Source organism: Streptococcus mitis, from assembly GCF_016658865.1.
GTDB classification, from domain to species: domain Bacteria; phylum Bacillota; class Bacilli; order Lactobacillales; family Streptococcaceae; genus Streptococcus; species Streptococcus mitis_BT.
Genome location: NZ_CP067992.1, coordinates 238,662 through 261,388, shown reverse-complemented (window position 1 = coordinate 261,388; position 22,727 = coordinate 238,662). Strand labels below are relative to the sequence as shown.

The following is a 22,727-nucleotide window of genomic DNA, read 5'->3' as shown; positions in this document are numbered from 1 at the left end:
CCTACCTCCTGTCCTTACTATGCAGCACGACCACATAACCATCTGGGCAAGTCACCGACACTTCCCTATCTATATATTCGTTAGAAGCGTATACTTTTTTAAAGAAAAAATTTTCCTCTGTCAACTCATACTTGGCACCAATAATAGTCAGCTGGCTATCCCGAACCGGCATAAAAGCTAGATAGTCGTAGTCTGAACGGGGTTCTAGCTGACTGGTCCCTTCTGGACAATAGGCAATCAAATTTTGCCCATCCTCAATTTCTATCTGGCTCATATAGGGTGCCAACTTGGGATTGCTAGGTAAAAAGACATTAGCCAGCATGTGATCAATACGGCCACCCAAAGCACCGAAAATAGTAACCTCAGCCTGAGGATTTTTCTCAAAAATAGTCACGAGAGCCAATTCCAGATCTGTATCATCTTTTTCTGGTCGCGCTTGGACAAAATGTTGGGCACATTTTTGAATCACCTGTCGTTCTTCTGCAGTCACTGAATCAAAATCTCCAACCGCTAGAGCAAGAGGTAGGTTTTCCTCCAAGACCCAGAGCGAGCCTCGATCCACACCGACAAAACTATCAAAGTCCGTCCGATAATGACCGCGGTCTCCTCCTGCAAAAACGGCAACCCTAGTCCAGTTGTTTTCTGAGAGTTTGTACTCGCTCATTGACATCTCCCTTAAAGACATAGGAACCTGCTACAAAAACAGTCGCACCAGCTTCTTTAGCTTGAGCAATAGTTTGATCATCAATCCCGCCATCGACTTCAATTTCAAAATTCAAGCCTTTTTCATCACGAAGAGCAACCAACTCTCGGACCTTATCCATGATCTCTGGTAGAAAGGCTTGCCCACCAAAGCCTGGGTTAACTGTCATGACTAAAACTTGGTCAACTAGATGAAGGACGTGCTTAATCGCCTCAACAGGCGTACCAGGATTGATAACAACTGAAGGCTTAACTCCGAGTGAACGAATTTTTTGGAGGGCACCATGAATATGGGGCGTTGCTTCCACATGGATGCTGATGATATCCGCACCTGCACGCGCAAAGTCTTCTAAATGATGCTCTGGATTAGCTACCATCAAGTGGCAGTCAAAGACCATCTTACTATGAGGGCGAAGAGCTTCAACCACACCTGCACCAAAACTGATTTGTGGCACAAAGTGCCCATCCATGATATCGATATGGGCATATTCTGCACCAGTTGCTTCTAGACGCTTGATTTCACGTTCAAAGTTGGCATAATCTGCTGCCAGAATTGACGGAGCAATCTTGTATTGAGACATAGGTTTCTCCTTATTTTGGAATTTTTTTGCTGACTTTTTTATAAGTTTCTCTGCGATTTTCAATCTCACTGAGGAATTGTAGGTAGTTGTCAAAACGGAAGGACGCGATAGCGCCCTCTTCTACAGCTGGCTTGACGGCGCAAGCTGGCTCATGGGTATGAGTACAAGTGCGGAATTTACAATCTCGGCTGACACTAGCGATTTCTGGAAAGGCCTGATTGAGGTCTTCCGCCGTTGAGACTTCATAATCCAAGGATGAAAAGCCTGGCGTGTCTGCAATTTTACCCCCATTGAGGTTGTAAAAACTAACAGCTCGAGTAGTATGGCGACCGCGACCCAGACTGTCTGAGATTTCTCCTGTTTCAAGATTGAGATCCGGTGCGATTTTATTGAGGAGAGTTGATTTTCCAACACCCGTCTGGCCCATAAAGACTGTAACCTTACCTGTCAACAAGGGCAAAAGTTCTTCCTTACTGGTCACAAAATCGTAACCAATAGCACCATAAGTCTGCTGGTAAAAATCCAATTCTGACCGTTCTTCCAGCAAGTCCATTTTAGAAATATAGACGATTGGATGGATGTCCTTGTGCTCCAAAAGAACCAAGAACCGATCTAGCAAATTGCTGTTAAAGTCCGGTTCCTTGACGGACATGATTACCACAGCTTGATCGATATTGACAATGGGCGGACGAACCAGACTGTTTTTCCGTTCGTGAATTTTGAGGATATAACCTTCTGAATTTTCCTCGGCAGAGAAATCTACCCAATCCCCAACGTAAGGGGTATGGCCTTTTTTACGGAAATTCCCACGCGCGCGCGTCTGATATACCTGGCCATCACTTTCTACATAGTAGAACCCTGCCAAGGCTTTAATGATTTGTCCCTGCATCTTAGAGCCCTTGTCCTTTAAGCGCATCTGCTAGGCTGGCAAACTCTGCCAAGCTGAGAGCTTCCCCACGCACACTTGGTGACAAGCCTGCCTGATCCAAGGCCTTGGTCAGCTTATCCTTGACTTCTTCAGTCTTGCCAAAGTAACCTGTCAAATTGTTCCACAAGGTCTTGCGGCGATGGGTAAAACTAGCCTTGGAAACCTTAAAGAAGAAATTCTCGTCTTCCACTGCTACGGCTGGCTCTGGACGACGCACCATTTTTAAAATGGCTGAGTCCACATTTGGTGCTGGCACAAAGACCGTACGAGGTACGATAAAGGCAACCTTGGCGGTCATGTAATACTGAACTGCAATCGACAAGCTGCCGTAAGCCTTGGTATTTGGCTTAGCAGAGATACGATCTGCCACTTCTTTTTGCATCATAACCACAAACTCACTAAAAGGAATGCCACTTTCAATCAAGTGCATGAGAATAGGTGTCGTGATATAGTAAGGCAAGTTGGCTACTACCTTGATTGGTAAGTCAGGATTTTTAAAATTCTGGATATGCTGCGCCAAGTCAACCTTTAGAATATCCTCGTTGACTACGGTCACATTGTCAAAATCCCGCAAGGTATCGGCTAGGATTGGTACCAAGCGGTGGTCAATCTCAAATGCCATGACTTGAGCTGCACGCTCAGCTAAAAACTCAGTCAAGGCACCAATTCCTGGCCCAATCTCGATGACATTGACTTGGTCATCAATTTCAGCCGTATCCACAATTTTTTGAAGAATATTGGTATCCGTCAAGAAATTTTGCCCGAAGGACTTTTTAAAGGTAAAACCGTGACGCTCTAGCACTGCCTTGGTCACGCTATAATCTGCAATTCTCATCTATTCTCTTTTCTATTATCTGTTACTACTATTGTAACACATTCCCCTTGTATTTTGGGGTCTGCTTAGCTGTTCTCATAAGATTTCATAGCTTCTTCCACTTCTGCCAAGGTGACCCCAAACAACTCTAGGCGTTTGAGGAGTTGCTTGCCGTTGGAATAGCCAATTCGGAGAGCTTCTCCTAGATATTCTCTTCGCTTACGGCTATCTACTCCGGCTAGAAAACCAAGGCGGATCAAGTCGCTACGACTGATGTCAAACTGACTCTCATGTTCAAATTGTTCTGTCACCTGAGCGAGAGCCGTTTTCAGGTCTTCATAGCTGGCATGCTCAATTCCCAGAGACCGTCCCTTGGTTTTGGACTTGGGAACAGCTTCATCTCGTTTGAGGAAGGCATGCTGAACTGTTGGGATGGCCGTCATAATCATGCGGCGAATCCGCTCCCCATTAAAATCTGGGTCTGTAAAGACAATGACTCCATGACGTTGGTGCAAGCGCTGAATCCGCTCTAGATCCTGCTCATTGATGGCAGAACCTCGTGTCTCATAGGTCTCTACATCGAAATAGCGTTTGAGATTGGCCGTATCATCGCGCCCTTCGACCACGATAACTTGAGAAATTTTTTCTTTCATTACTTGCTGTCCAATCCCAAAATTCGTTCTGCATTTGCAGTCGTTGCTGCCGATAACTCCTCGGTCGTCATGCCACGCAAGTCTGCAATAAAGTCCACTACATAGCGAGTATAGGCTGTTTTGTTTTCGCGACCACGTTTAGGAACAGGAGCCAAGTAGGGAGCATCCGTCTCCACCAAAATCTTGTCCAAAGGAAGTTCTCTAGCCGCCTCTTGGATATCGGTTGCTTTCTTAAAAGTCACCACTCCTGAGAAGGAAATAGTCATACCAAGCTCGGCAAACTTCTCTGCCCATTCAAGAGTCCCTGAGAAAGAATGCATGATACCACCACGAGGACCAACGACCTCGCTCTTAATAATCTCATAGGTATCTTCCAGCGCATCACGGGTATGGACCACAAAAGGCAAATCCAAATCCTTAGATAACTGAATCTGACGACGAAAAACCTGCTCCTGCACCTCTTTCGGTGCTGTCATCCAATGGTAGTCCAATCCAATTTCACCTAAAGCAACAACCTTGGGATGCTTGAGCTTATCAAGCAAGTAGGCTTCAATCTCCTCCGTGTATGTCCCTGCTTCTGTCGGATGCCAACCGATAGTCGCATAGAGCCGGTCATACTCATCCACCAACTCTAGAGCACGCTCAATTGTCGGTTTATCAAAACCAACAATATTCATCTGTGTCACACCCATCTCAGCAGCCAAGGCAATTTCTTCTGCCTCACGACCTGCAAATTCTTCTACATTCAAGTGTGTATGTGTATCAAAAATATCCAAACTATATTTCCTTCTCTTTCCTCAATGTTCCTTAACTACCAAATGAAAAGACTTTCTCTCTTCTATACTTCCCTATATTTCCCCTAGTTTCTATTCACTTTGGTTAGTACTTGGTTAGTTCTATGGTTAGCATCTACAGATGAATTTGATTAAGTTTCTCTCTCAATTCATCTTGTATATTTTTTGTTACATGACTATAGATCCTTAAAGTGATAGATTCATCTCTATGTCCAACTCGCTCCATAATAGCCTTTATGGGTATCCCTAGTTCAGCCAATAAACTAATATGCGAATGTCTAAGCATGTGAATATTATAGGATCTGTGCCCACCCAACACTACTTCACAAATACTTTTGATAAATCTATATAACAAAGGCTGTCTCATAATGTTACCTTGCTCAGTCACAAAGATGAACTCCTCATCAAAACAGTTACTACGAAAGTACTCGATAATATCCAAGCAACGTTCACTTAGTACTATCGTCCTGACAGAACCTACTGTTTTCGTTGTCTGTAAGATTCTCTCATCATATCCATGAGCAACATAATCTATTGTATGATCAATTGTTAAAAGATTCGCTTTGAAGTTTACATCTTGATAGCGAACCCCTATAAACTCTGCAAAACGAAGACCAGTTAAAAAGATAAATTCCATTGCCAAAGCATAACGCTTATCTTTATTGTGACTTTCACAATACGATAAAACCTGTCCTAGTTCCTCTCTACTAATGAAATTATCCTTTGCTTTTTGCAACTTCTCATAGTCCGCTTTCTGCTTCGGAATTACCACCCCTTTAACTGGTGAGTCAGAAATATATCCGACCTTTACAGCATAATCAAAGATAGCATTCAAGTATATTTTTCGATTTTTTCTTGTTGAATTTTGAACATTCAAATTCATTAGATATGTTTGAACTAGCTGAGTGGTGTAATCTGATATTCTCAAATTTCCTACTGCTCCCATGAAAAGCTCTAAACTTTTCATCTCACTTCTATAACTAGAAGATTTTATCTCACTGGAACGAATCGTTTTCCATTCTTCCAATAGTTGACTAAAAATCATTTCTTCTAGCTGTTTCTTTTCAACTTCCTCTTTTGTAGGGGCGGTTAGAAGTTTTTCGATTTTTAGCGCTAAACGACGTTTTGCTTCTGCTTGAGAAACTCTAGATTTTGATTTTAGAGTCACAGAGACTTGCTTCCACTTTCCCTCTCGTTCATGATAGAATTTTTCATAATAACGGTATTTCCCATTATCCAATTCTTTAAAAAACATTTCTCCTCCTTGTACTTTTAAAGCAAAGGAAAGCTATGTAGCATAGCTTAATTATAACACAACTACATAGCTTCCTCATATTTCTTTTGTTTATACTGCAAAAATTCCTTATAGCCATCAACATCAATATAGACCCTCTTATGAGAAGGCTTTAAAATGTATCCTTGGAATTTTTCATTTCTCCGCATTTCTGTTAGATCATTGTTTAAGGTTTTTAACGGAACATCAAATAATTCCGTAATCCCTCTCTTGCTTTTATATATATTTTCCATAAAATTCTCCTATTTTGATATAATAGGGATGGTAAAAGGCATTTTCTTTTATTACCTACTTAGCTTGTCAGTTGCTCCGCTAAAAGTATCTGACAGGCTTTTTATATTATCGTAAAACTCCGTAGTATATTCTTTTACACCATGAGGAGTTTCATGTTTTGTGGTACGTGAAAATGTCGGAGGACTGTTAATTTTATAAGTTTCCATAAGCTCACCCTTTGTTGTTGTAATTTCCAAAGGCTTTTCAATTCCTCTGCTTGTACGATAAATTCGAATTCCTTTTGGATACATGTATAAACGAGCTCCTTTTACAATGGATTTGTTTTGTGAATCCTCATCACCTATCTGCAAATTAGATAAATAAGCAATCAAATAATTCCCAACCCTGTCAGCTATCCTTAACCTTTTGGTCTTGGTAAAACCTTGACCCCACATATTAGCAAGGTCATTGTTAGGAATTGTTAGCTCTGAATCATTCTTTAATAACACATGTAAATGCCACCTTCCACTAGCTTGTGGTTCAATGACCGTAATGTAATCAACCTTTCCAAACTGATTACGAATGCGACGAATGAACGCTTTGAAATCCATGTAAACAATTGCTGGCTCGGTAATATGGTCTCGATAAGTCAACGTTATCCATAACTGGTTGATACCTCCCGTAAAATTATGAGCTACTAGACGACGTAGTTTTTTCATAGTCTGTTTAGTAGACTTCAAATTATCGAGTCGTGTACTACTAGAAGTATCCATGTTATGTATTTCGCCTGTTTCCAAGTTTACATAGCGTTTCCCTTCAATAACTTTTATAACTTGCTCTTGTTGACCGTTCGCGGTTGTCATTTCGATCGTATTACCATAAACGTAACTTTTCACAATTTTACTAAGTTCTATTTGCTTCATACTCTATACCTATAAAAATATGCTTTGCGCTTTTGTGTGACGCTTATCAAGTTAAGGCGTCGTACTATCGATGATTAAATTCAGATTTATTCCATGATTTATTGACAATAGGGACCCTAAGATTATAAAACTGATTGTGTCGGCGCGGCGAACAAAGTTCGACCGCACCGCCCCAACCAGTCTAATCTATCTTAACCTATAGCCAATAAACTTTCACGGCATAAAGAATTTAACCATCTAAGACCACGGATGTTTCAACTTGAACAACGCCCCTTTAATCGTTCGTTTATCTGATTCATTACATATGATGAATACTAGATAGCGTAACCCATGCTTTACATATAGATCAGCGAGACCATGAAGAGCATATTTGTGCAAATAAAAAATCCAAGTATCCTGTATTCGTAATAGAACTTCTGGGGGTAGCTCTCCAAAAACTTGAAACCGGAAAACTACACACCTAGCTTCAAATTCTCGAATCCCATGGTTATCAATTGCACATAAAGGAACTCTTTCATCTGCTACATGCACTCTCTGAATTGACTTACTCCCATCAGCTTGATCAACTTCCTGCTCCTCATAAATCGGAGATAGCTTATATGCAAACTGATTTTCCTGAATATTTTCTTTCACTAATTCTACCAATACATTTTGCGTAGAAGCTAGAAATCTATTCCAGTTTTTTTGATTTTCTTCTATCTGGACTTTCATCTGGTACTCCTCAAGTTTTCTACTAAAAAGATGATAAACTTCCTTAGCACCTTCAAAAATCTTCATAGGTAATTCTTCGATAATCGATGGCATATTTGCCTCCTTTAAAGTGCGACAACTTCAATGACTTTTGCAGTCAAACTAAGTTGGTTACGATATTCTCCGTATACAATTGCTTTCTCAATGTCTACAATTTCTACAGATGTCAGCATTGGTTGAAACGTATCATAATCCTTCATAGATGCAAATGGAACTTTTACAGTGAGCTGCTCCCCAGTATTATTTTTTTCGTTGGGATAGTCACTTTCATCCGCAAAGATCAGCACGCAAACTTTTACACCTTTCTCCGTTTCCGAACCAGTTTCACTTTTTTCTATCCACCTTGTTGCGGACACAAAACGTAGTTCTTTGCGAGAAAGGAAAAGTGACGTATTAAACTCTGTAAAATAAGTTAAGTTCTTAAGTCCCATAATTCAATACCTTCTTTCTAAACTTAAAAGTAAATCGTCTACTTTTAAGCAAATAAACACTGTGACGATTACAGATAACAACGTTTAAACTTACACCTCCTTATCTATTAGGAGAAATTTCAATAGAATTCGGAGGAGATTATAAATTTTTTAATTCTTTTCGTAGAATCTCTACAATACGCTCATAGTGTCTTTTTACAGTTTTGTCAGTAAGTCTAACTTCCTTTGCAAGATGCAAGAATGATTTATTCTCAAAAACAACTCCAAACAAGATTTTTTTGTCTCTATCACTCAACAATCTCTCAATAGCATCGTTTATAATAGCAATTTCTTCTTTTTTAATTAAGAGAGATAATGCATCACTATCATCTGCTATCGTATCTAATAAAGAGCCTTTATCAATTGAACTACTGTCTAAACTACACAGACCATAAGATCTATCTTTTCTACATAAATTCTCATAAGACTGGTTTAATAAGTTATCTACCTTTTTCCAATCGTCAGTAAGTACAGCTCTTTGAATCGCTTCTTCTCTACGTTGTTCTACTTTTTTTAAATCTACCATATGTTGGTACCTCCTGCTAGGGTTTACCAACTATACAGAGTTTGTCTCTTCACGCTATCGCCAGTGGAAAAAAACTTAGTAGTCATTTTAGATAGAAACAGTCAGATGTATAAAAAAATAGCAGTTATACAAAATCGTATAACTGCTATGCATTTTTTAGAGCCAAATCTATATGCTATTTGTCTTTTTTATTCAATTATTCTTTTAGTTCTACTTTTTCTAGTTCCATTACTGCGTTATTTTCTTTATTTGAGGTATCATTCTTCAAAAATCCTATGAATACTTTCTTACCATTTTCAACCGGGATATAGAATTGCACTCTATCTAAATCAACATATATTTTTTCTGTATCCTTTATCTTATATCCTCTACTTTCCATGATTGTGATAATTTGTTCTTTTGTTTTCAAATCCTTAACAGTATTAGTAAATGACTCATATGAAGTTAAATAAATCACCTTATCTCCTACAATAATTCTATCACTTGAAAACTTAATATTAGGTAATCTATCTATATTTTTTTGATCTTCTTCCACAGAACTTTTAGTTCCATAAACCTTCGTAACACGATAAGTTCCGCTAATTTTTATGTTTACTAATGGTACTAACTCATATGGTACAGATGTATTCTCACCAATTATATCAAGATATACCATCTTATGTTGATCTATCTTATACAGGATTCTTCCGTAACGTTCTTGGTCTTTATTATCAAGTAATGAAATGAACTTCAAATCTTCTTTTTTGATTTCACTATTTTTTAATATCTCGAAATTTTCCTTAAATGATTTGACGATATCTTCTTCCGAAAGTTTAGTTTTTGTGATATTTTTAAAATCAGAATATGAATCATGAATAGTTACATCATAATTAAATACTTCATTATTTTTTAGCATATAGTCAATTTTTAATTTTTCTGAACCTGAAAATTCCCAAACACTAGTTTTAAGTCCTACTGAACCCCACTTCTTATCAAACAAATTATCACTTGATGAATTTTCGGAAAAATAATTAGATATAGTTATACCTGCAGCGGCAAAGATTCCCAATATAACAATCGTAAGTAATATGACTCTCACTAAACTAAATTTTTTAGTTTTCTTGCCATTCTTATTATCCTTTTTACCTTCTTCGTTTTTCTGCTTTCTCATATATCTTATTCTCCTTGATTTTTGTATTGTTTTTTATCTATTTTAACACAAAATAGTACGGTACGCTATACTTTATTGATATTTTAGACAGTTAATTGTACTTAAAAAATCATATAAAGGATAGTAGAATAGTACAAAAGAGGAAATTACGGATGGAAGCTAATCAATTACAAAAATACATAGCAGAGCGTATAAGAGAATGTAGAAAAGAACAGAATCTTAGTCAAGAACAATTATCCAATAAAGCCGGACTAGGTGTTAAAGCAATACAAAACATCGAGAATATGAAATACGATTTTAAAATACACACACTTGAAAAGGTTCTTACAGCTTTAGGCATGACCGTAGAAGACTTCTTTAATTTCCCACTTTCAGATAATTCCATCCCTATCACTACATTGACTGAAAACATCTCAGATTTACCACACACAAAAAAATTAAAAATCATTTCTTTGTTCAATGAAATTGTTAAAAATATAGATTAAAAGAGGAACTCTGAATGAATTCCTCTTTTTGTATGCTACTTTAACTTTCCTTTGGTTAGTTCTATGGTTAATTTATACCTTAATAATGTCAAGAGTCCTTAAACTGTACTCCAAACACTCTAGATATGTGTATCAAAAATCATCTCTTCTAACCTCGTTTTCTATCTTCTATTATACCAAAAAACCGCCCTATCTCCTCATCTGTAAAAAATATTCTAAAATCTATTGTCGTCTCTTGACGCAATTTTTTCAAAGCAGTATAATAGCACTTATTGAAATTTTCAGTAAAGGAAAATACCATGTTTACAAAATTAAAACAGACCTTTATCGGTCGTCCTCTTAAGTCCTTAACCGAAGGCGAAGGGGGACTACTGGGAAAAATGCAGGCACTAGCCATGTTATCAAGCGACGCTCTATCTTCCATTGCCTATGGGCCTGAGCAAGTAGTCCTCGTCTTGGCTAGTCTCTCTCCTCTTGCGATATGGTGGAGTCTTCCTATCGGCCTCTTTGTCCTCCTGCTCCTAGCTAGCCTGACCGTCTCCTACCGTCAAATCATCCATGCCTACCCTCAAGGAGGAGGGGCCTATATGGTTACTCGAGAAAATCTATCTCCCGAACTTGGCTTAATCGCTGGAGGTAGTCTGCTAGTTGACTACATGCTGACCGTAGCGGTATCTGTTTCATCTGGAGCGGACGCTATCACAGCAGCTCTCCCTGCTCTCCACCCTTACAACCTTCACATCTCCATTTTTCTAGTTTGCTTGCTTATGCTCTTGAATTTACGGGGCTTAAAAGAATCTGCAAGTTCACTGATGATTCCTGTCTATCTCTTTATCATCAGTACTATCTTTCTCTTGCTCTACGGAATCTTTCAACTAATGACAGGGTCTCTCAGCTATCAGGCAACTTCACCTATTGGGCATGCTGTTCCGAGCCTGTCTATCGTTCTCATTCTAAGAGCCTTTACCAGTGGCTCTGCCTCTCTGACAGGGGTTGAAGCTATTTCAAATGCCGTTCCCTTTTTCAAGGCTCCAAAAGAAAAGAATGCCGCTCAAACCTTGACCATTATGTCACTGATTTTAGGTTTTCTTTTTGCAGGCATTACCTTCCTAAACTACTGGATGGGGATTCTGCCTCAACACGGAGAAACTATTCTTTCACAGATGGCTCAAGGCATCCTTGGTAATTCCTTCTTAGGTCACCTTGGCTATTATATCTTCCAATTCTCCACAGCCTTGATTTTAGCCGTAGCTGCAAATACTGGCTTTTCGGCCTTCCCTATGCTAGCTTACAATATGGCTAAAAACAAATACATGCCCCATCTCTTTATGGAAAAAGGAGACCGCCTAGGCTACTCCAATGGAATTTTAACTCTGGCTTTTGGAGCTATGATTCTTCTTCTCATTTTTAATGGCAATACAGAACGCTTGATTCCTCTTTATACTATCGGAGTCTTCGTTCCCTTCGCCCTATCTCAGACTGGGATGATTCGTCATTGGAAAAAGGAAAAAGGAGCAAATTTCTTAAAACCTGCTCTTGCTAATATCATTGGGGCAATCATTTGCTACGCGATTGTACTAATCTTGCTCTTTTTCCGTCTCAGTGATATCTGGCCTTTCTTCCCGATTATTCTCGTACTCACCCTACTCTTCTTGGCCATTCACAGTCATTACCAAAAAGTGGCCCAACAACTGCGTCTCTATGAAGGAATCGAAAAACGTACCTACGATGGCAATCTGGTTCTCGTCCTCGTAGGAAATGTCACCCGTGTAAGCGTTGGAGCTATTAACTACGCTCAAAGTATCGGAGATGAAGTCTTAGCAATGCACATTTCTACTAAGGAAACAGCAGAGAAAGACCAAGAAATTCTCCAAGAATTTGCCGATTACTTCCCCACTATTACTCTGAAAAACATCAAGACCAGCTACCGTGACATCATTACGCCTACTGTCAAGTATGTCAAACGGATATCCGAGGAAGCCCAGAAAAAGAACTATACAGTCACCGTTCTGGTACCCCAGTTTATCCCTAATAAACCTTGGCAAAATATCCTGCACAATCAGATGAGCCTCAAACTAAAATACGCCCTCCGTTGGCACCAGGACGTCGTTGTCGCTAGCTACTCCTATCACTTAAAAGAATAAAGAAAAGGCCCTACCAGAAGCGAGAAGCGTCTGATAAGGCCTTTTTCTGAAACCAGTCACTATGCCTATACTCAATGAAAATCAAAGAGCAAACTAGGAAGCTAGCCGCAGGCTGCTCAAAGCACTGCTTTGAGGTTGTAGATGAAACTGACGAAGTCAGCTCAAAACACTGTTTTGAGGTTGTAGATAGAACTGACGAAGTCAGCTCAAAACACTGTTTTGAGGTTGTAGATAGAACTGACGAAGTCAGTAACATATATATACGGTAAGGCAACGCTGACGTGGTTTGAAGAGATTTTCGAAGAGTATTAACTGAAAAGCATGACTAGGAATATCATTGAATGTGGTTAGCTAAATCTTCCTGAGCTTTTTTATTTGACTCAGCTTTTTCTTTCAGCCATTTTTCATAGAGTTCTTGATACTGTTTAGCAGTGACTGGCTCTTTTTGCAATTCAACATATTTGTAGTTGTCCGCATTTCCTTTATGACCAACGAATGAGAATGGACCTGTAAACGGTACACTCTTACGGAAGATTGGGTTGGCTCCACCACTTTGAACTGGTAGGAAGAGGGCACTATCTGTCAACCAAGCTTGGGCTTCAGCATATTTTTCATAGCGAGCTTGAGTATCTGTGATTTCCGCATCAGCCTGATCCAAGAGTTTCTTGTAGTCAGCAAGACCAATCTTATCCTTGACTTCCTTGTCTTTTCCTTCAGACAAGCCCATATTTTTCAACTGAGAACCTGTCTCTGGGTCTAGAATCGCTAGGTAAGTCTTAGGATCTGAGTAGTCTCCACCCCATCCTGAGATGTCGATATCGTAGTCTTTTTGTTCTGCTGTATCTGCAAAGTAGGTTGCTTGGTCTTTTTCATCTGGAGAAAGTTGGATAACATCGATGACCACATTCTCCTTACCAAGGGTTTCTTCCACTGTTTGTTTGAAAGAGCCGGCCTGTTGCACATCTAATTTAGCAGTCTGGTCAACTGGCATATCCAAATGAATTGGGAAAGTTACTCCCTGTGCTTGCAGACTTTCTTTGGCCTTGGCAAACTTCTCTTTGGCCTTTTCAGGATTCAAGAAGGCTTGCTTACCATCGTTTAGATTGATATTTGCCCAATCTTTACCGTAGTTGACAATTTTCTCATTGACAATGTCACCGAAGTTCTTATCACCAACTTGGACAAAGTCACTTGGTGTAACCGTATTACGCAAGATACGGTCTGCTCCTTCTTCACCATTTGTCTGTGCTGCATAAGCATGACGGTCAAAGGCAAAGTTGATAGCCTGACGGAAATCTTTATTTTGCATAGCTGCGCGTGAATCTGTCTTTTCCTTATCAGACTGTTTCATAGTCTGCTTGTAGCTTTGACGATTGACGTTGAAAAGATAATAGAAAGTAACTGAGTTTTGTGGTGTATAGGTAATCTTGTCCTCATTGCCCTTCTTGAGTTCAGCAAATACTGAACTTGTTGGGAAGATACGACCATCTGTATAATTACCATCCAAGAAACCTCTGGCAATGCTGTCTTGGTCAGAACCGTCAAAGAAAGAGAGTTTCACTTTCTCGATTTTAACATTGTCCTTATCCCAGTAATTAGGGTTTTTGTCAAGTTCAATCAAAGATTTGGATGTGAATGATTTAAATAAGTAAGGACCATTTGACAAGATACTTGATGGTGTCACACTTCCAAAGTCATCTCCCTGAGACTTCAAGAAGGCTTCATTTACAGGACTAAGGATACTTGCTGTTGTTTTAGAGTTCCAATAAGTCTCAGGTTGGTTGAGAGTGTATTGTAGAGTGTAATCATCCACTGCCTTAACACCAACAGTTCCAAAATCAGATGATTTCCCTTCAACATAGTCTGCTAGTCCCTTGATAGAGTCTTGTACCAAGTACAAGTTTTCAGCCTTTTTATCAGCCGCATACTTGAGACCAGTCACAAAGTCATGAGCTGTTACGTCCGCATACTCTTCTCCTTCAGAAGTGTACCATTTAGCTCCCTGACGGATCTTATAAGTGTAAGTCAAGCCATCTTTTGACACTGTCCATGACTCAGCCATAGAGGGGATGAGATTGCCATACTGGTCATTTTCCAACAACCCATCAATCAAGTTGGTTGTGATACTAGATGTAGAATCTCGTGTAGAGGTAATATAATCCAAGGTATCAGGGTTGCTGACAAAGATATAAGAGTAAGTCTTGTCTGCATTACTTGATTGGGAAGACCCACATGCCGCTAGAGCTAGACCTGCTGTCAAAGCCATAGCTCCAAAAAGCATAACTTTTGATTTCTTCATGATTATTCTCCATTTTTTACAGTATGTGAAATATTATACACTATTCGAGCAAAAATATAAAGCTTTTTGTACTTTTTTACAAAAATAAAAATCAGTAGACTCGAGTTCCTACTGATTTTTGATAGAATTCGTTTGGATTATGCAGCCAAAACTTTGCGTCCTTTACGACGACGAGCTGCCAATACGCGACGACCGTTTTTAGTTGACATACGGTTACGGAATCCGTGTTTGCGCGCACGACGAAGTTTACTTGGTTGATAAGTACGTTTCACGATGAATACCTCCTCATAGATTTTGTATTCGTTTAGCCGGCTATAAAGTGATCAGTTACTAAACATACTTTACTATTCTATCTGATTCTTTTACTTTTGTCAATAGCTCAAGGCAAATGTTTCCAGCTTTTTCGAATGTAAGCCCTATCTACGATACTGTTTCAAGAAACGAGTCATCTTTTCTTGAATTTGGGCCAGTTCATCGACACGAGGAAGGTAAACAATACGGAAGTGGTCTGGTTCCTGCCAGTTGAAGCCTCGACCATGAACCAAGAGAACCTTTTCCTGCTTCAAGAAATCAAGGACAAACTGTTCATCATCATCGATACGGTACATATTGCGATCGATTTTAGGGAAGATATAGAGTCCAGCCTTGGGTTTAACCGCAGACAAACCTGGGATATCTTGAATGGCATTGTAGATGAAGTTTCTTTGCTCGTAAATTCGTCCACCAGGAAGAAGCAATTCATCGACTGATTGGTGGCCACCCAAGGAAGTTTGTACGACTTGTTGGGCCAAAACGTTAGAGCAAAGGCGCATATTGGATAGCATATTGAGCCCTTCGATATAGCCCTTGACATGAGTCTTAGGTCCAGACAAGACCATCCATCCCACACGGAAACCAGCAATACGGTGGGATTTTGATAGACCATTCATGCTGACACAGAAGACATCTGGTGCCAAGCTAGCCACAGGCGTATGCACATGTCCATCCATGACCATGCGGTCGTATATTTCATCCGCAAAGATAATCAAATCGTTTTGACGGGCAATCTCAATAATCTCCAGCAAGAGTTCTTTAGGATAAAGGGCTCCAGTTGGATTATTTGGATTGATAAGGACGATTGCCTTGGTATTGGAAGTAATTTTTGACTTGATATCGTCAATATCTGGGTACCATTCTGCAGCTTCATCACAGATATAGTGAACGGCATTTCCTCCAGCTAGGCTGACAGCTGCTGTCCAGAGAGGATAGTCTGGCATAGGCACTAAGACTTCATCTCCATTGTCCAAAAGCCCCTGCATGGACATGACAATCAGCTCACTGACACCATTTCCAAGGTAGATATCATCAATATCTACATTTGGGAATTTCTTCAGTTGACAATACTGCATAATGGCCTTACGGGCTGAGAAAATCCCTTTGGAGTCAGAATACCCTTCACTATCCCGCGCATTCATAATCAAGTCATGAATGACCTCGTCTGGCGCTGTAAAGCCAAATTCTGCTGGATTTCCTGTATTCAGACGTAAAATCTTTTCTCCGTTTGCTCGCATCCGCATGGCTTCTTCCAAAACAGGACCACGGATATCATAAGCAACATGCTCTAACTTACTAGACTTGTTATATTCTTTCATCTTGTTTCCTCAATTCATCAGGATAGTAATATTATACCACTAGAAAGAGAATGCGACAAGTTTACTGAAATGTGTTATACTCTTCGAAAATCAAATTCAAACCACGTCAACGTCGCCTTGCCGTACTCAAGTACAGCCTGCGGCTAGTTTCCTAGTTTGCTCTTTGATTTTCATTGAGTTTTACTAGATTAAGATAGAAGAAAAACCTCGCTAAAAGCGAGGCCAAGACAGGGGAGATAGCAGGTATTTTGCGAAAGTCACATCACATACCAAAAGATAAACCTAGAAAAAGCAAGCCTAAAAAGGAGTCATAAAGAAGATTGAACATGAGGAAAAGTCCCCATATCATCAAGTAATCCCAACGCCCACTTCGTTTAGCGACTAGGAATAATACCAAATGATAGAGTAAATGAAAGACTAAAAAGCCAACAAAACCTGGATAGAGAAGCGGAATTAGCTTCTCTAATTGCCAGACCATGATAACTTCTAGCAAGACTGAAACTAGGATGATTTCATAATAAAGGAAATTTGATTTTTTTGCTTCTTGAAAAGAGTGATTCATCATTCTCCCTCCCTTCACTTCTTTCCTGCTATCCTTTCTTTTATTTTATCATATATTTATATAGATTTTAAACGCTAACATTCTTTTGAAAAATACTTTTTTGCTTTACTTCTATAGTGAAAAGGTTTACAATTAAAGTAAGAAAATTTCAGGAGGTTTCATTATGGCACAACGTTACCAAAATATCATGGTCGCAATCGATGGTTCTAAAGAAGCGGACTTGGCTTTTGTCAAGGGAGTTCATTCTGCTCTACGAAACGACGCTAAACTTACCATCGCACATGTCATTGACACACGCGCTCTCCAAAGCGTATCCACCTTTGATGCTGAAGTTTACGAAGAACTCCAAGTTGACGCTGAAAGTCTGATGAAAGAGTACGAAAAACGTGCTAAAGATGCTGGTGTGGCAAATGTTCACATCGTTATTGAAATGGGAAATCCAAAGACCCTACTAGCACGTACTATTCCCGATGCTGAGGAAGTGGACCTCATCCTCGTTGGTGCAACTGGTCTCAACGCCTTTGAACGCCTCTTGGTCGGCTCTTCATCTGAATACATTCTCCGCCATGCTAAGGTCGATTTGCTGGTTGTGAGAGAACAAGAAAAAACTTTGTAATAACGAAGAAAAGGAGCACCTAGCTCCTTTTTATTTACTTTTTATTTACTTTTTGTTTACGATTTATTTCTCTCTTTATGGCGTTCATAAGCCTTGAGCTGGCGCTGCAGTTCCTTTTTAATAGCAGGTTCTGGAGCATATTTTTCTTCCCAATCGTCTGGCTTTAAGATTTTGTGGGTCACTGGATCAAAATGAGCCTTGCCATCTGGGAAAATTTTCCCCATATTGGCCTGATGGACAATATCAAAAATACGTTCTGGATCCACCCCCATCAAGACAAAACTACCGTAGGTAAAATAAAGCGTGTCAATCAGAGCATCTACCTGACCTATCAAATCTTGCTGGGCAGGTGTCTTCTTGGATACTTTCTCTGCTGCCTTATCAAGAGCCTGATGAAGTTGCGATAGAGCTTGACCAAAGTCCTCTTCAGAAGGACTGGCAGCTCTAACAAATTCCACCAATTCTTCTATTTTAAAGCCAGCCCTGTGGGTTGCACCTTCTAAATCCCAAGCTCGTGGTTCTTCTTGGGTTCGTTCATCCATCATGTGGTGGAAGGTCTTGACCTTATTGAAATGATAGTCACGGCTGACAAAGACTTTTTCTGAAGCTAGAACACCAAAATGTTCCAGGGCCTTGTGGATTCCGTCTTGCTGATTGCTGGTGGTAATGTGCTTAGCAACTTCCTTGACACTGCTACTACCATTTCCCATAGCGACCGACATACCGACACCAGCCAGCATTTCTAGGTCGTTATCCGAATCACCAAAGGCCATGACTTGGTTGAGGTCAAAGCCATATTCTTTCCCAACTCGGCGTATGCCTTCCAATTTAGAGTTTCCTTGATTGATGACATCCGCTGCAAAAGGATTGCTACGTGTCAATTTCAAATCTTCAAAATCTGCTGCCGCCTTCTCAGATTCTTCTGGCGTCATCAGCATCAAAACTTGGTAGATAGGCTGATTCATCAGTTGAAGCAGGTCTTCTTCCTTTTGGGGAACAACCTTGCTGACCATACGATTAAAGGAATGACTCACTGTCCGAGTTAAAACTGAGGGAACGAAGCGACTGATTCGTTGGGAAAAAGAACCCAAACCAAAGGACATGATTTTGGAACCTAACATAGCATCCTTGGTCCCTAGGGCAATCTCCTTACCTTCTTTTTTAGCATAAGTAATTAGCTGGCGCAAATGTAACTTGGAAATAGGACTCGTGAACAAGACCCTGTCTTTAGTAAAGATATACTGGCCATTGTAGGTTACCGCAAAGTCCAAATCCAAATCGTCCATCAATTCCTTAACAAAAAAAGGTCCTCGACCTGTCGCTACGCCGACAAGTACCCCTTGCTCTTTGACGATTTTAATCGCGTCCTTAGTGGATTTCAAAACACTCTTGCGATCGTTGACCAAAGTTCCATCGATATCAAAAAAAACAGCTTTGACTTCCATCCTGTCCCAATCTCCCCTTTTGTGATACAATGATTATACCACATTTCAGAAAGAGTGAGTAAATCATGCCTAAGAAAATCCTTGTTTTGCATACTGGTGGAACTATTTCCATGCAGGCCGATGCTTCTGGCGCTGTTGTGACGAGTTCAGATAATCCCATGAACCATGTGTCCAACCCACTTGAAGGAATCCAAGTCCACGCCTTGGACTTTTTTAACCTACCAAGCCCCCATATCAAACCCAAGCATATGCTAGTCCTCTACAAGAAAATAAAAGAGGAAGCAGATAACTACGATGGGGTTGTGATTACACATGGAACCGATACTTTAGAGGAAACAGCCTATTTCCTTGATACCATGGAAGTTCCCCATATGCCTATCGTTCTAACAGGGGCCATGCGTAGCTCTAACGAACTCGGCAGCGACGGTGTTTATAACTATCTGAGTGCTTTACGGGTGGCTAGCGATGACAGGGCTGCTGACAAAGGGGTTTTGGTTGTTATGAACGATGAAATCCATGCTGCCAAGTATGTTACTAAAACGCATACGACCAACGTCGGCACCTTCCAGACCCCAACACATGGGCCACTTGGTCTGATTACGAAGCGGGAAATCCTCTACTTTAAAACAGCTGAACCTCGTGTTCGCTTTGACCTTGATCGCATACAAGGATTAGTTCCTATCATCTCGGCTTATGCCGGTATGACAGATGAGCTGATTGATATGCTGGATTTGGAACAATTGGACGGCTTGATTATCCAAGCCTTCGGAGCTGGTAATATTCCCAAAGAAACGGCTGAAAAGTTAGAAAGCCTTCTGCAAAAAGGAATCCCAGTCGCCCTGGTATCACGATGCTTTAACGGTATAGCGGAACCTGTTTATGCCTACCAAGGTGGGGGTGTGCAGTTGCAAAAATCTGGTGTCTTCTTTGTTAAAGAACTCAACGCCCAAAAAGCTCGCTTGAAACTCCTCATTGCCCTCAATGCCGGACTAACAGGACAGGTTTTGAAAGACTATATGGAAGGCTAAGTCTCTCCTCAAAAAAAAATCAGGAAATCTGCACGATTCCCTGATTTTTTCTATTTACGTTTTCGTGTTGAGCGACGTTCTGTCAAACCATGAGGTAAGAGAACTTCACGTTCTTCCAACTCTTCCTTGTGCATAATCTTAGTCAACATACGCATACTAATAGCACCAAGGTCATAAAGAGGTTGGGCAATAGTTGTCAAGTTTGGACGGGTAAAGCGTGAGATTTGTGAATCATCACTAGTAATGATTTCAAACTCTTCTGGTACTGACACACCCTTATCAGCAAGACCGTTCAAGACACCTGCTGCCAATTCATCACCTGTTACAACTGCTGCAGTTGCATTTGATGAAATCAAGCGTTCTGCCAAGGCATAGCCATCTTCATAAGTGTATTTAGACTCAAATACCAATCCTTCGCTATAAGAAATCCCTGCTTTTTTCAAGGCTTCCTTGTAGCCAACCAAACGAACCTTACCATTGATATCATCCACTAGTGGACCGCTAACAAAAGCAATGCGCTCATTTTCTTTAGCAAGGTAGGTCACTGCATCAATCGTTGCTTGTTTGTAGTCAATATTGACACTTGGAAGCTGATGTTCTACATCCACAGTTCCTGCAAGAACAACCGGTGTTCGAGAACGAGAAAACTCTGAACGAATTTTTTCAGTCAAGTGGTAGCCCATAAAGATGATACCATCCACTTGCTTAGAAAATAGTGTATTGACAACTGAAACTTCCTTGTCATCGTCCTCATCACTATTAGCAAGGACAATATTGTACTTGTACATTTCAGCGATATCATCAATCCCTTTAGCAAGCGTTGAGAAATAGCCATTGGTAATATTGGGAATCACAACACCGACAGTGGTTGTCTTTTTACTTGCAAGACCACGCGCCACGGCATTTGGACGGTAATCCAAACGATCAATCACCTCAAGCACTTTTTTACGGGTGTTCTCTTTTACATTCTTATTGCCATTGACTACACGGCTAACCGTCGCCATTGAAACTCCTGCTTCACGGGCGACATCATAAATCGTTACTGTATCGTCTGTATTCATTCCATTTCCTTTCTATATCATACCTCATGAGACTCCAAAAAAGAGACGGTATGAAAATTTCGTTTTCATGTTTCTACTTATTCCATTCTATCACTATTTGTAAACACTTTCAAGTATTTTTTGAAGATTGTTTGAAAAAAATTTCATAGAAAGCCTAAGTTTTAAAGAAAAAAATTACCTTTTCTTGATTTTTAATCCTAATTGCTGTATGATAAGGGAAAAGAAAGGGGGCAGAGATATGGCTTTTACCAATACCCAGATGAGGTCGGCTAGTTTTGGCATTGTTACCAGCTTGCCTGATGATGTCATTGACTCTTTTTGGTATATCATCGACCATTTCTTAAAAAATGTCTTTGAATTGGAAGAAGAACTCGAGTTTCAATTGCTCAATAACCAAGGAAAAATTACCTTCCACTTTTCAAGTCAACACCTCCCTACAGCCATTGATTTTGATTTTAACCATCCCTTTGACCCTCTTTATCCCCCCAGAGTCTTGGTTTTAGACATGGATGGTAGAGAAACTATCCTCCTCCCAGAAGAAAATGACCTATTTTAATACTCAATGAAAATCAAAGAGCAAACTAGGAAGCTAGCCGCAGGTTGCTCAAAGCACTGCTTTGACGTTGTAGATAGAACTGACGAAGTCAGCTCAAAACATGGTTTTGAGGTTGCAGATAGAGCTGACGAAGTCAGCTCAAAACACCGTTTTGAGGTTGCAGATGAAACTGACGAAGTCAGTAAACATATATACGGTAAGGCGACGCTGACGTGGTTTGAAGAGATTTTCGAAGAGTATAAAAACTCTAGCCTTCAGTTGCAAGTGACTGAAAACTAGAGTTTTTTCTATTTTTTCAAAACATTATACAAGTTGCGGATCGGTTGCTTTAATGTCGGATGGATAAAATGAGGCGCAATTTCCTGTAAGGACTCAAGAACAAAAAGGCGTTCCGCTATGTAAGGATGAGGCAAAATAAGGTCGTCTGTATAAATGACCTGGTCCTCCACAAAGAGCAAGTCCAAATCAATCAAACGAGGCCCCCAATGTACCTCTCTCACCCGTCCCATCTCTGACTCAATGGCTAACAAGGTTTCTAACAAGACTGGTGCTGGTAGCCAGGTTTCCACCTCAACCACTTGATTAGCAAAGCTATCCTGCTCCACACCACCCCAAGGCTCCGTCGTCAAGACACTGGACTCTTTGAGAATATGGATACCTCGAGCTCGCATCTTCTCAATGGCTTGTTTCAAGTTTGCTTGTTTATCTCCCATATTGCTTCCTAGGGCGATAAAGGCCCGTTGCTTGCGACGATGAATGGTTACCGAGCAAGTATCTAGTGGTAAATGCACTGGCGCCCAAGGTTTTTTCAGTTCTAGCTTTATTTCTTGGACAAGAGGATAGACCTCAAAGGTACGTTCTACCAGTTTGTAGGCTACCGTTTCAATCAAGTCCTCAGTTGTTTCCTGAAACCAAGTCATCCACTGCTGGCACAATTCTCCGTAATGGACAGAGGCTGTTAAATCCAAATCTGTCGCCGCCTTGGTCATATCATAGGATAGGATTGCGGAAATAACAAACTTCTGCCCCAATTCTTTCTCACTAGGAAAAAGACCATGATAGGCAAAAATTTCCAAATCCTTAATCTGTAGTTGATCCATAA

Annotated in this window: 26 protein-coding genes; 6 read left to right on the top strand and 20 right to left on the bottom strand. The window is 40.2% G+C overall.

The window, feature by feature from the left end; all coding sequences use genetic code 11:
• Window position 1 precedes the first annotated feature (1 nt).
• The 13 genes from JJN14_RS01245 to JJN14_RS01185 form a co-directional block, all read right to left on the bottom strand.
• Entirely contained in the window at window positions 2–664 is a 663-nt protein-coding gene (locus JJN14_RS01245) for a thiamine diphosphokinase (RefSeq protein WP_201058702.1), read from the bottom strand.
• Window positions 627–1,283: a ribulose-phosphate 3-epimerase gene (gene rpe / locus JJN14_RS01240; protein ID WP_201058701.1), complete on the bottom strand. Its 657-nt coding sequence runs from the start codon at window positions 1,281–1,283 to the stop codon at window positions 627–629. Before rpe ends, JJN14_RS01245 begins: the two co-directional genes overlap by 38 nt.
• A gap of 10 nt (window positions 1,284–1,293) precedes the next feature.
• On the bottom strand, window positions 1,294–2,172 hold the full coding sequence (rsgA, locus tag JJN14_RS01235) for a ribosome small subunit-dependent GTPase A (RefSeq protein ID WP_201058700.1): 879 nt from the start codon (window positions 2,170–2,172) through the stop codon (window positions 1,294–1,296).
• A gap of 1 nt (window position 2,173) precedes the next feature.
• Window positions 2,174–3,046, bottom strand: coding sequence for a 16S rRNA (adenine(1518)-N(6)/adenine(1519)-N(6))-dimethyltransferase RsmA (rsmA, locus tag JJN14_RS01230; protein ID WP_201058699.1), 873 nt, complete (start codon window positions 3,044–3,046; stop codon window positions 2,174–2,176).
• 65 nt (window positions 3,047–3,111) lie between these two features.
• Complete coding sequence (gene rnmV, locus JJN14_RS01225) at window positions 3,112–3,678, bottom strand: ribonuclease M5 (protein ID WP_201058698.1); 567 nt, start codon at window positions 3,676–3,678, stop codon at window positions 3,112–3,114.
• Window positions 3,678–4,448, bottom strand: a complete 771-nt coding sequence (locus tag JJN14_RS01220) for a TatD family hydrolase (protein ID WP_201059121.1) — start codon at window positions 4,446–4,448, stop codon at window positions 3,678–3,680. The genes rnmV and JJN14_RS01220 overlap by 1 nt, the downstream gene beginning before the upstream one ends.
• A gap of 139 nt (window positions 4,449–4,587) precedes the next feature.
• A complete protein-coding gene (locus JJN14_RS01215; protein WP_075232260.1) occupies window positions 4,588–5,727 on the bottom strand; it encodes a tyrosine-type recombinase/integrase in 1,140 nt (379 codons plus the stop codon).
• Between the two features lie 62 nt (window positions 5,728–5,789).
• On the bottom strand, window positions 5,790–5,999 hold the full coding sequence (locus JJN14_RS01210; RefSeq protein WP_201058697.1) for a DNA-binding protein: 210 nt from the start codon (window positions 5,997–5,999) through the stop codon (window positions 5,790–5,792).
• Window positions 6,000–6,050: 51 nt separating this feature from the next.
• Entirely contained in the window at window positions 6,051–6,902 is an 852-nt protein-coding gene (locus JJN14_RS01205) for a rolling circle replication-associated protein (RefSeq protein WP_201058696.1), read from the bottom strand.
• A 237-nt stretch (window positions 6,903–7,139) separates the two neighbouring features.
• Window positions 7,140–7,706: a hypothetical protein gene (locus JJN14_RS01200; protein WP_061087562.1), complete on the bottom strand. Its 567-nt coding sequence runs from the start codon at window positions 7,704–7,706 to the stop codon at window positions 7,140–7,142.
• 11 nt (window positions 7,707–7,717) lie between these two features.
• Window positions 7,718–8,083: a hypothetical protein gene (locus JJN14_RS01195; protein ID WP_075232262.1), complete on the bottom strand. Its 366-nt coding sequence runs from the start codon at window positions 8,081–8,083 to the stop codon at window positions 7,718–7,720.
• Window positions 8,084–8,222: 139 nt separating this feature from the next.
• The gene (locus JJN14_RS01190; protein WP_075232263.1) at window positions 8,223–8,648 is read right to left on the bottom strand and encodes a sigma-70 family RNA polymerase sigma factor; all 426 of its coding nucleotides are present in this window, start codon (window positions 8,646–8,648) and stop codon (window positions 8,223–8,225) included.
• A gap of 196 nt (window positions 8,649–8,844) precedes the next feature.
• Entirely contained in the window at window positions 8,845–9,798 is a 954-nt protein-coding gene (locus JJN14_RS01185) for a hypothetical protein (protein WP_201058695.1), read from the bottom strand.
• A 152-nt stretch (window positions 9,799–9,950) separates the two neighbouring features.
• Between JJN14_RS01185 and JJN14_RS01180 the strand changes: the two genes are divergently transcribed.
• Window positions 9,951–10,283 (top strand): helix-turn-helix domain-containing protein, encoded by a 333-nt coding sequence (locus JJN14_RS01180; RefSeq protein ID WP_075232265.1) that lies wholly within the window; start codon window positions 9,951–9,953, stop codon window positions 10,281–10,283.
• A 299-nt stretch (window positions 10,284–10,582) separates the two neighbouring features.
• Window positions 10,583–12,427 (top strand): APC family permease, encoded by a 1,845-nt coding sequence (locus JJN14_RS01175; RefSeq protein ID WP_201058694.1) that lies wholly within the window; start codon window positions 10,583–10,585, stop codon window positions 12,425–12,427.
• A gap of 334 nt (window positions 12,428–12,761) precedes the next feature.
• On the opposite strand, the gene JJN14_RS01170 is transcribed toward JJN14_RS01175, so the two are convergent.
• The 4 genes from JJN14_RS01170 to JJN14_RS01155 all read right to left on the bottom strand — a co-directional run bounded on the left by JJN14_RS01170 (window position 12,762) and on the right by JJN14_RS01155 (window position 16,919).
• Entirely contained in the window at window positions 12,762–14,726 is a 1,965-nt protein-coding gene (locus JJN14_RS01170; protein WP_201058693.1) for a peptide ABC transporter substrate-binding protein, read from the bottom strand.
• Window positions 14,727–14,863: 137 nt separating this feature from the next.
• Complete coding sequence (rpmH, locus tag JJN14_RS01165) at window positions 14,864–14,998, bottom strand: 50S ribosomal protein L34 (RefSeq protein ID WP_000831905.1); 135 nt, start codon at window positions 14,996–14,998, stop codon at window positions 14,864–14,866.
• Window positions 14,999–15,142: 144 nt separating this feature from the next.
• On the bottom strand, window positions 15,143–16,357 hold the full coding sequence (locus tag JJN14_RS01160) for a pyridoxal phosphate-dependent aminotransferase (RefSeq protein ID WP_000666455.1): 1,215 nt from the start codon (window positions 16,355–16,357) through the stop codon (window positions 15,143–15,145).
• Between the two features lie 262 nt (window positions 16,358–16,619).
• Complete coding sequence (locus JJN14_RS01155) at window positions 16,620–16,919, bottom strand: hypothetical protein (protein WP_120770873.1); 300 nt, start codon at window positions 16,917–16,919, stop codon at window positions 16,620–16,622.
• A gap of 163 nt (window positions 16,920–17,082) precedes the next feature.
• Between JJN14_RS01155 and JJN14_RS01150 the strand changes: the two genes are divergently transcribed.
• Entirely contained in the window at window positions 17,083–17,535 is a 453-nt protein-coding gene (locus tag JJN14_RS01150; RefSeq protein ID WP_004260486.1) for a universal stress protein, read from the top strand.
• Window positions 17,536–17,591: 56 nt separating this feature from the next.
• On the opposite strand, the gene JJN14_RS01145 is transcribed toward JJN14_RS01150, so the two are convergent.
• Window positions 17,592–18,980, bottom strand: coding sequence for a Cof-type HAD-IIB family hydrolase (locus JJN14_RS01145; RefSeq protein WP_201058692.1), 1,389 nt, complete (start codon window positions 18,978–18,980; stop codon window positions 17,592–17,594).
• Between the two features lie 65 nt (window positions 18,981–19,045).
• Between JJN14_RS01145 and JJN14_RS01140 the strand changes: the two genes are divergently transcribed.
• Window positions 19,046–20,008, top strand: coding sequence for an asparaginase (locus tag JJN14_RS01140; protein ID WP_201058691.1), 963 nt, complete (start codon window positions 19,046–19,048; stop codon window positions 20,006–20,008).
• A 50-nt stretch (window positions 20,009–20,058) separates the two neighbouring features.
• Here the strand turns inward: JJN14_RS01140 and ccpA are convergent, their stop codons facing one another.
• Window positions 20,059–21,069 (bottom strand): catabolite control protein A, encoded by a 1,011-nt coding sequence (gene ccpA / locus JJN14_RS01135; protein WP_001090627.1) that lies wholly within the window; start codon window positions 21,067–21,069, stop codon window positions 20,059–20,061.
• A 238-nt stretch (window positions 21,070–21,307) separates the two neighbouring features.
• On the opposite strand from ccpA, the gene JJN14_RS01130 reads away from it, so the two are divergent.
• Both JJN14_RS01130 and JJN14_RS10015 read left to right on the top strand, forming a co-directional pair.
• Window positions 21,308–21,625 (top strand): DUF960 domain-containing protein, encoded by a 318-nt coding sequence (locus JJN14_RS01130; protein WP_000886037.1) that lies wholly within the window; start codon window positions 21,308–21,310, stop codon window positions 21,623–21,625.
• 6 nt (window positions 21,626–21,631) lie between these two features.
• Entirely contained in the window at window positions 21,632–21,904 is a 273-nt protein-coding gene (locus JJN14_RS10015) for a hypothetical protein (protein ID WP_236253699.1), read from the top strand.
• A gap of 8 nt (window positions 21,905–21,912) precedes the next feature.
• Here the strand turns inward: JJN14_RS10015 and folK are convergent, their stop codons facing one another.
• On the bottom strand, window positions 21,913–22,725 hold the full coding sequence (gene folK, locus JJN14_RS01120) for a 2-amino-4-hydroxy-6-hydroxymethyldihydropteridine diphosphokinase (protein ID WP_201058690.1): 813 nt from the start codon (window positions 22,723–22,725) through the stop codon (window positions 21,913–21,915).
• Between the last annotated feature and the right edge of the window lie 2 nt (window positions 22,726–22,727).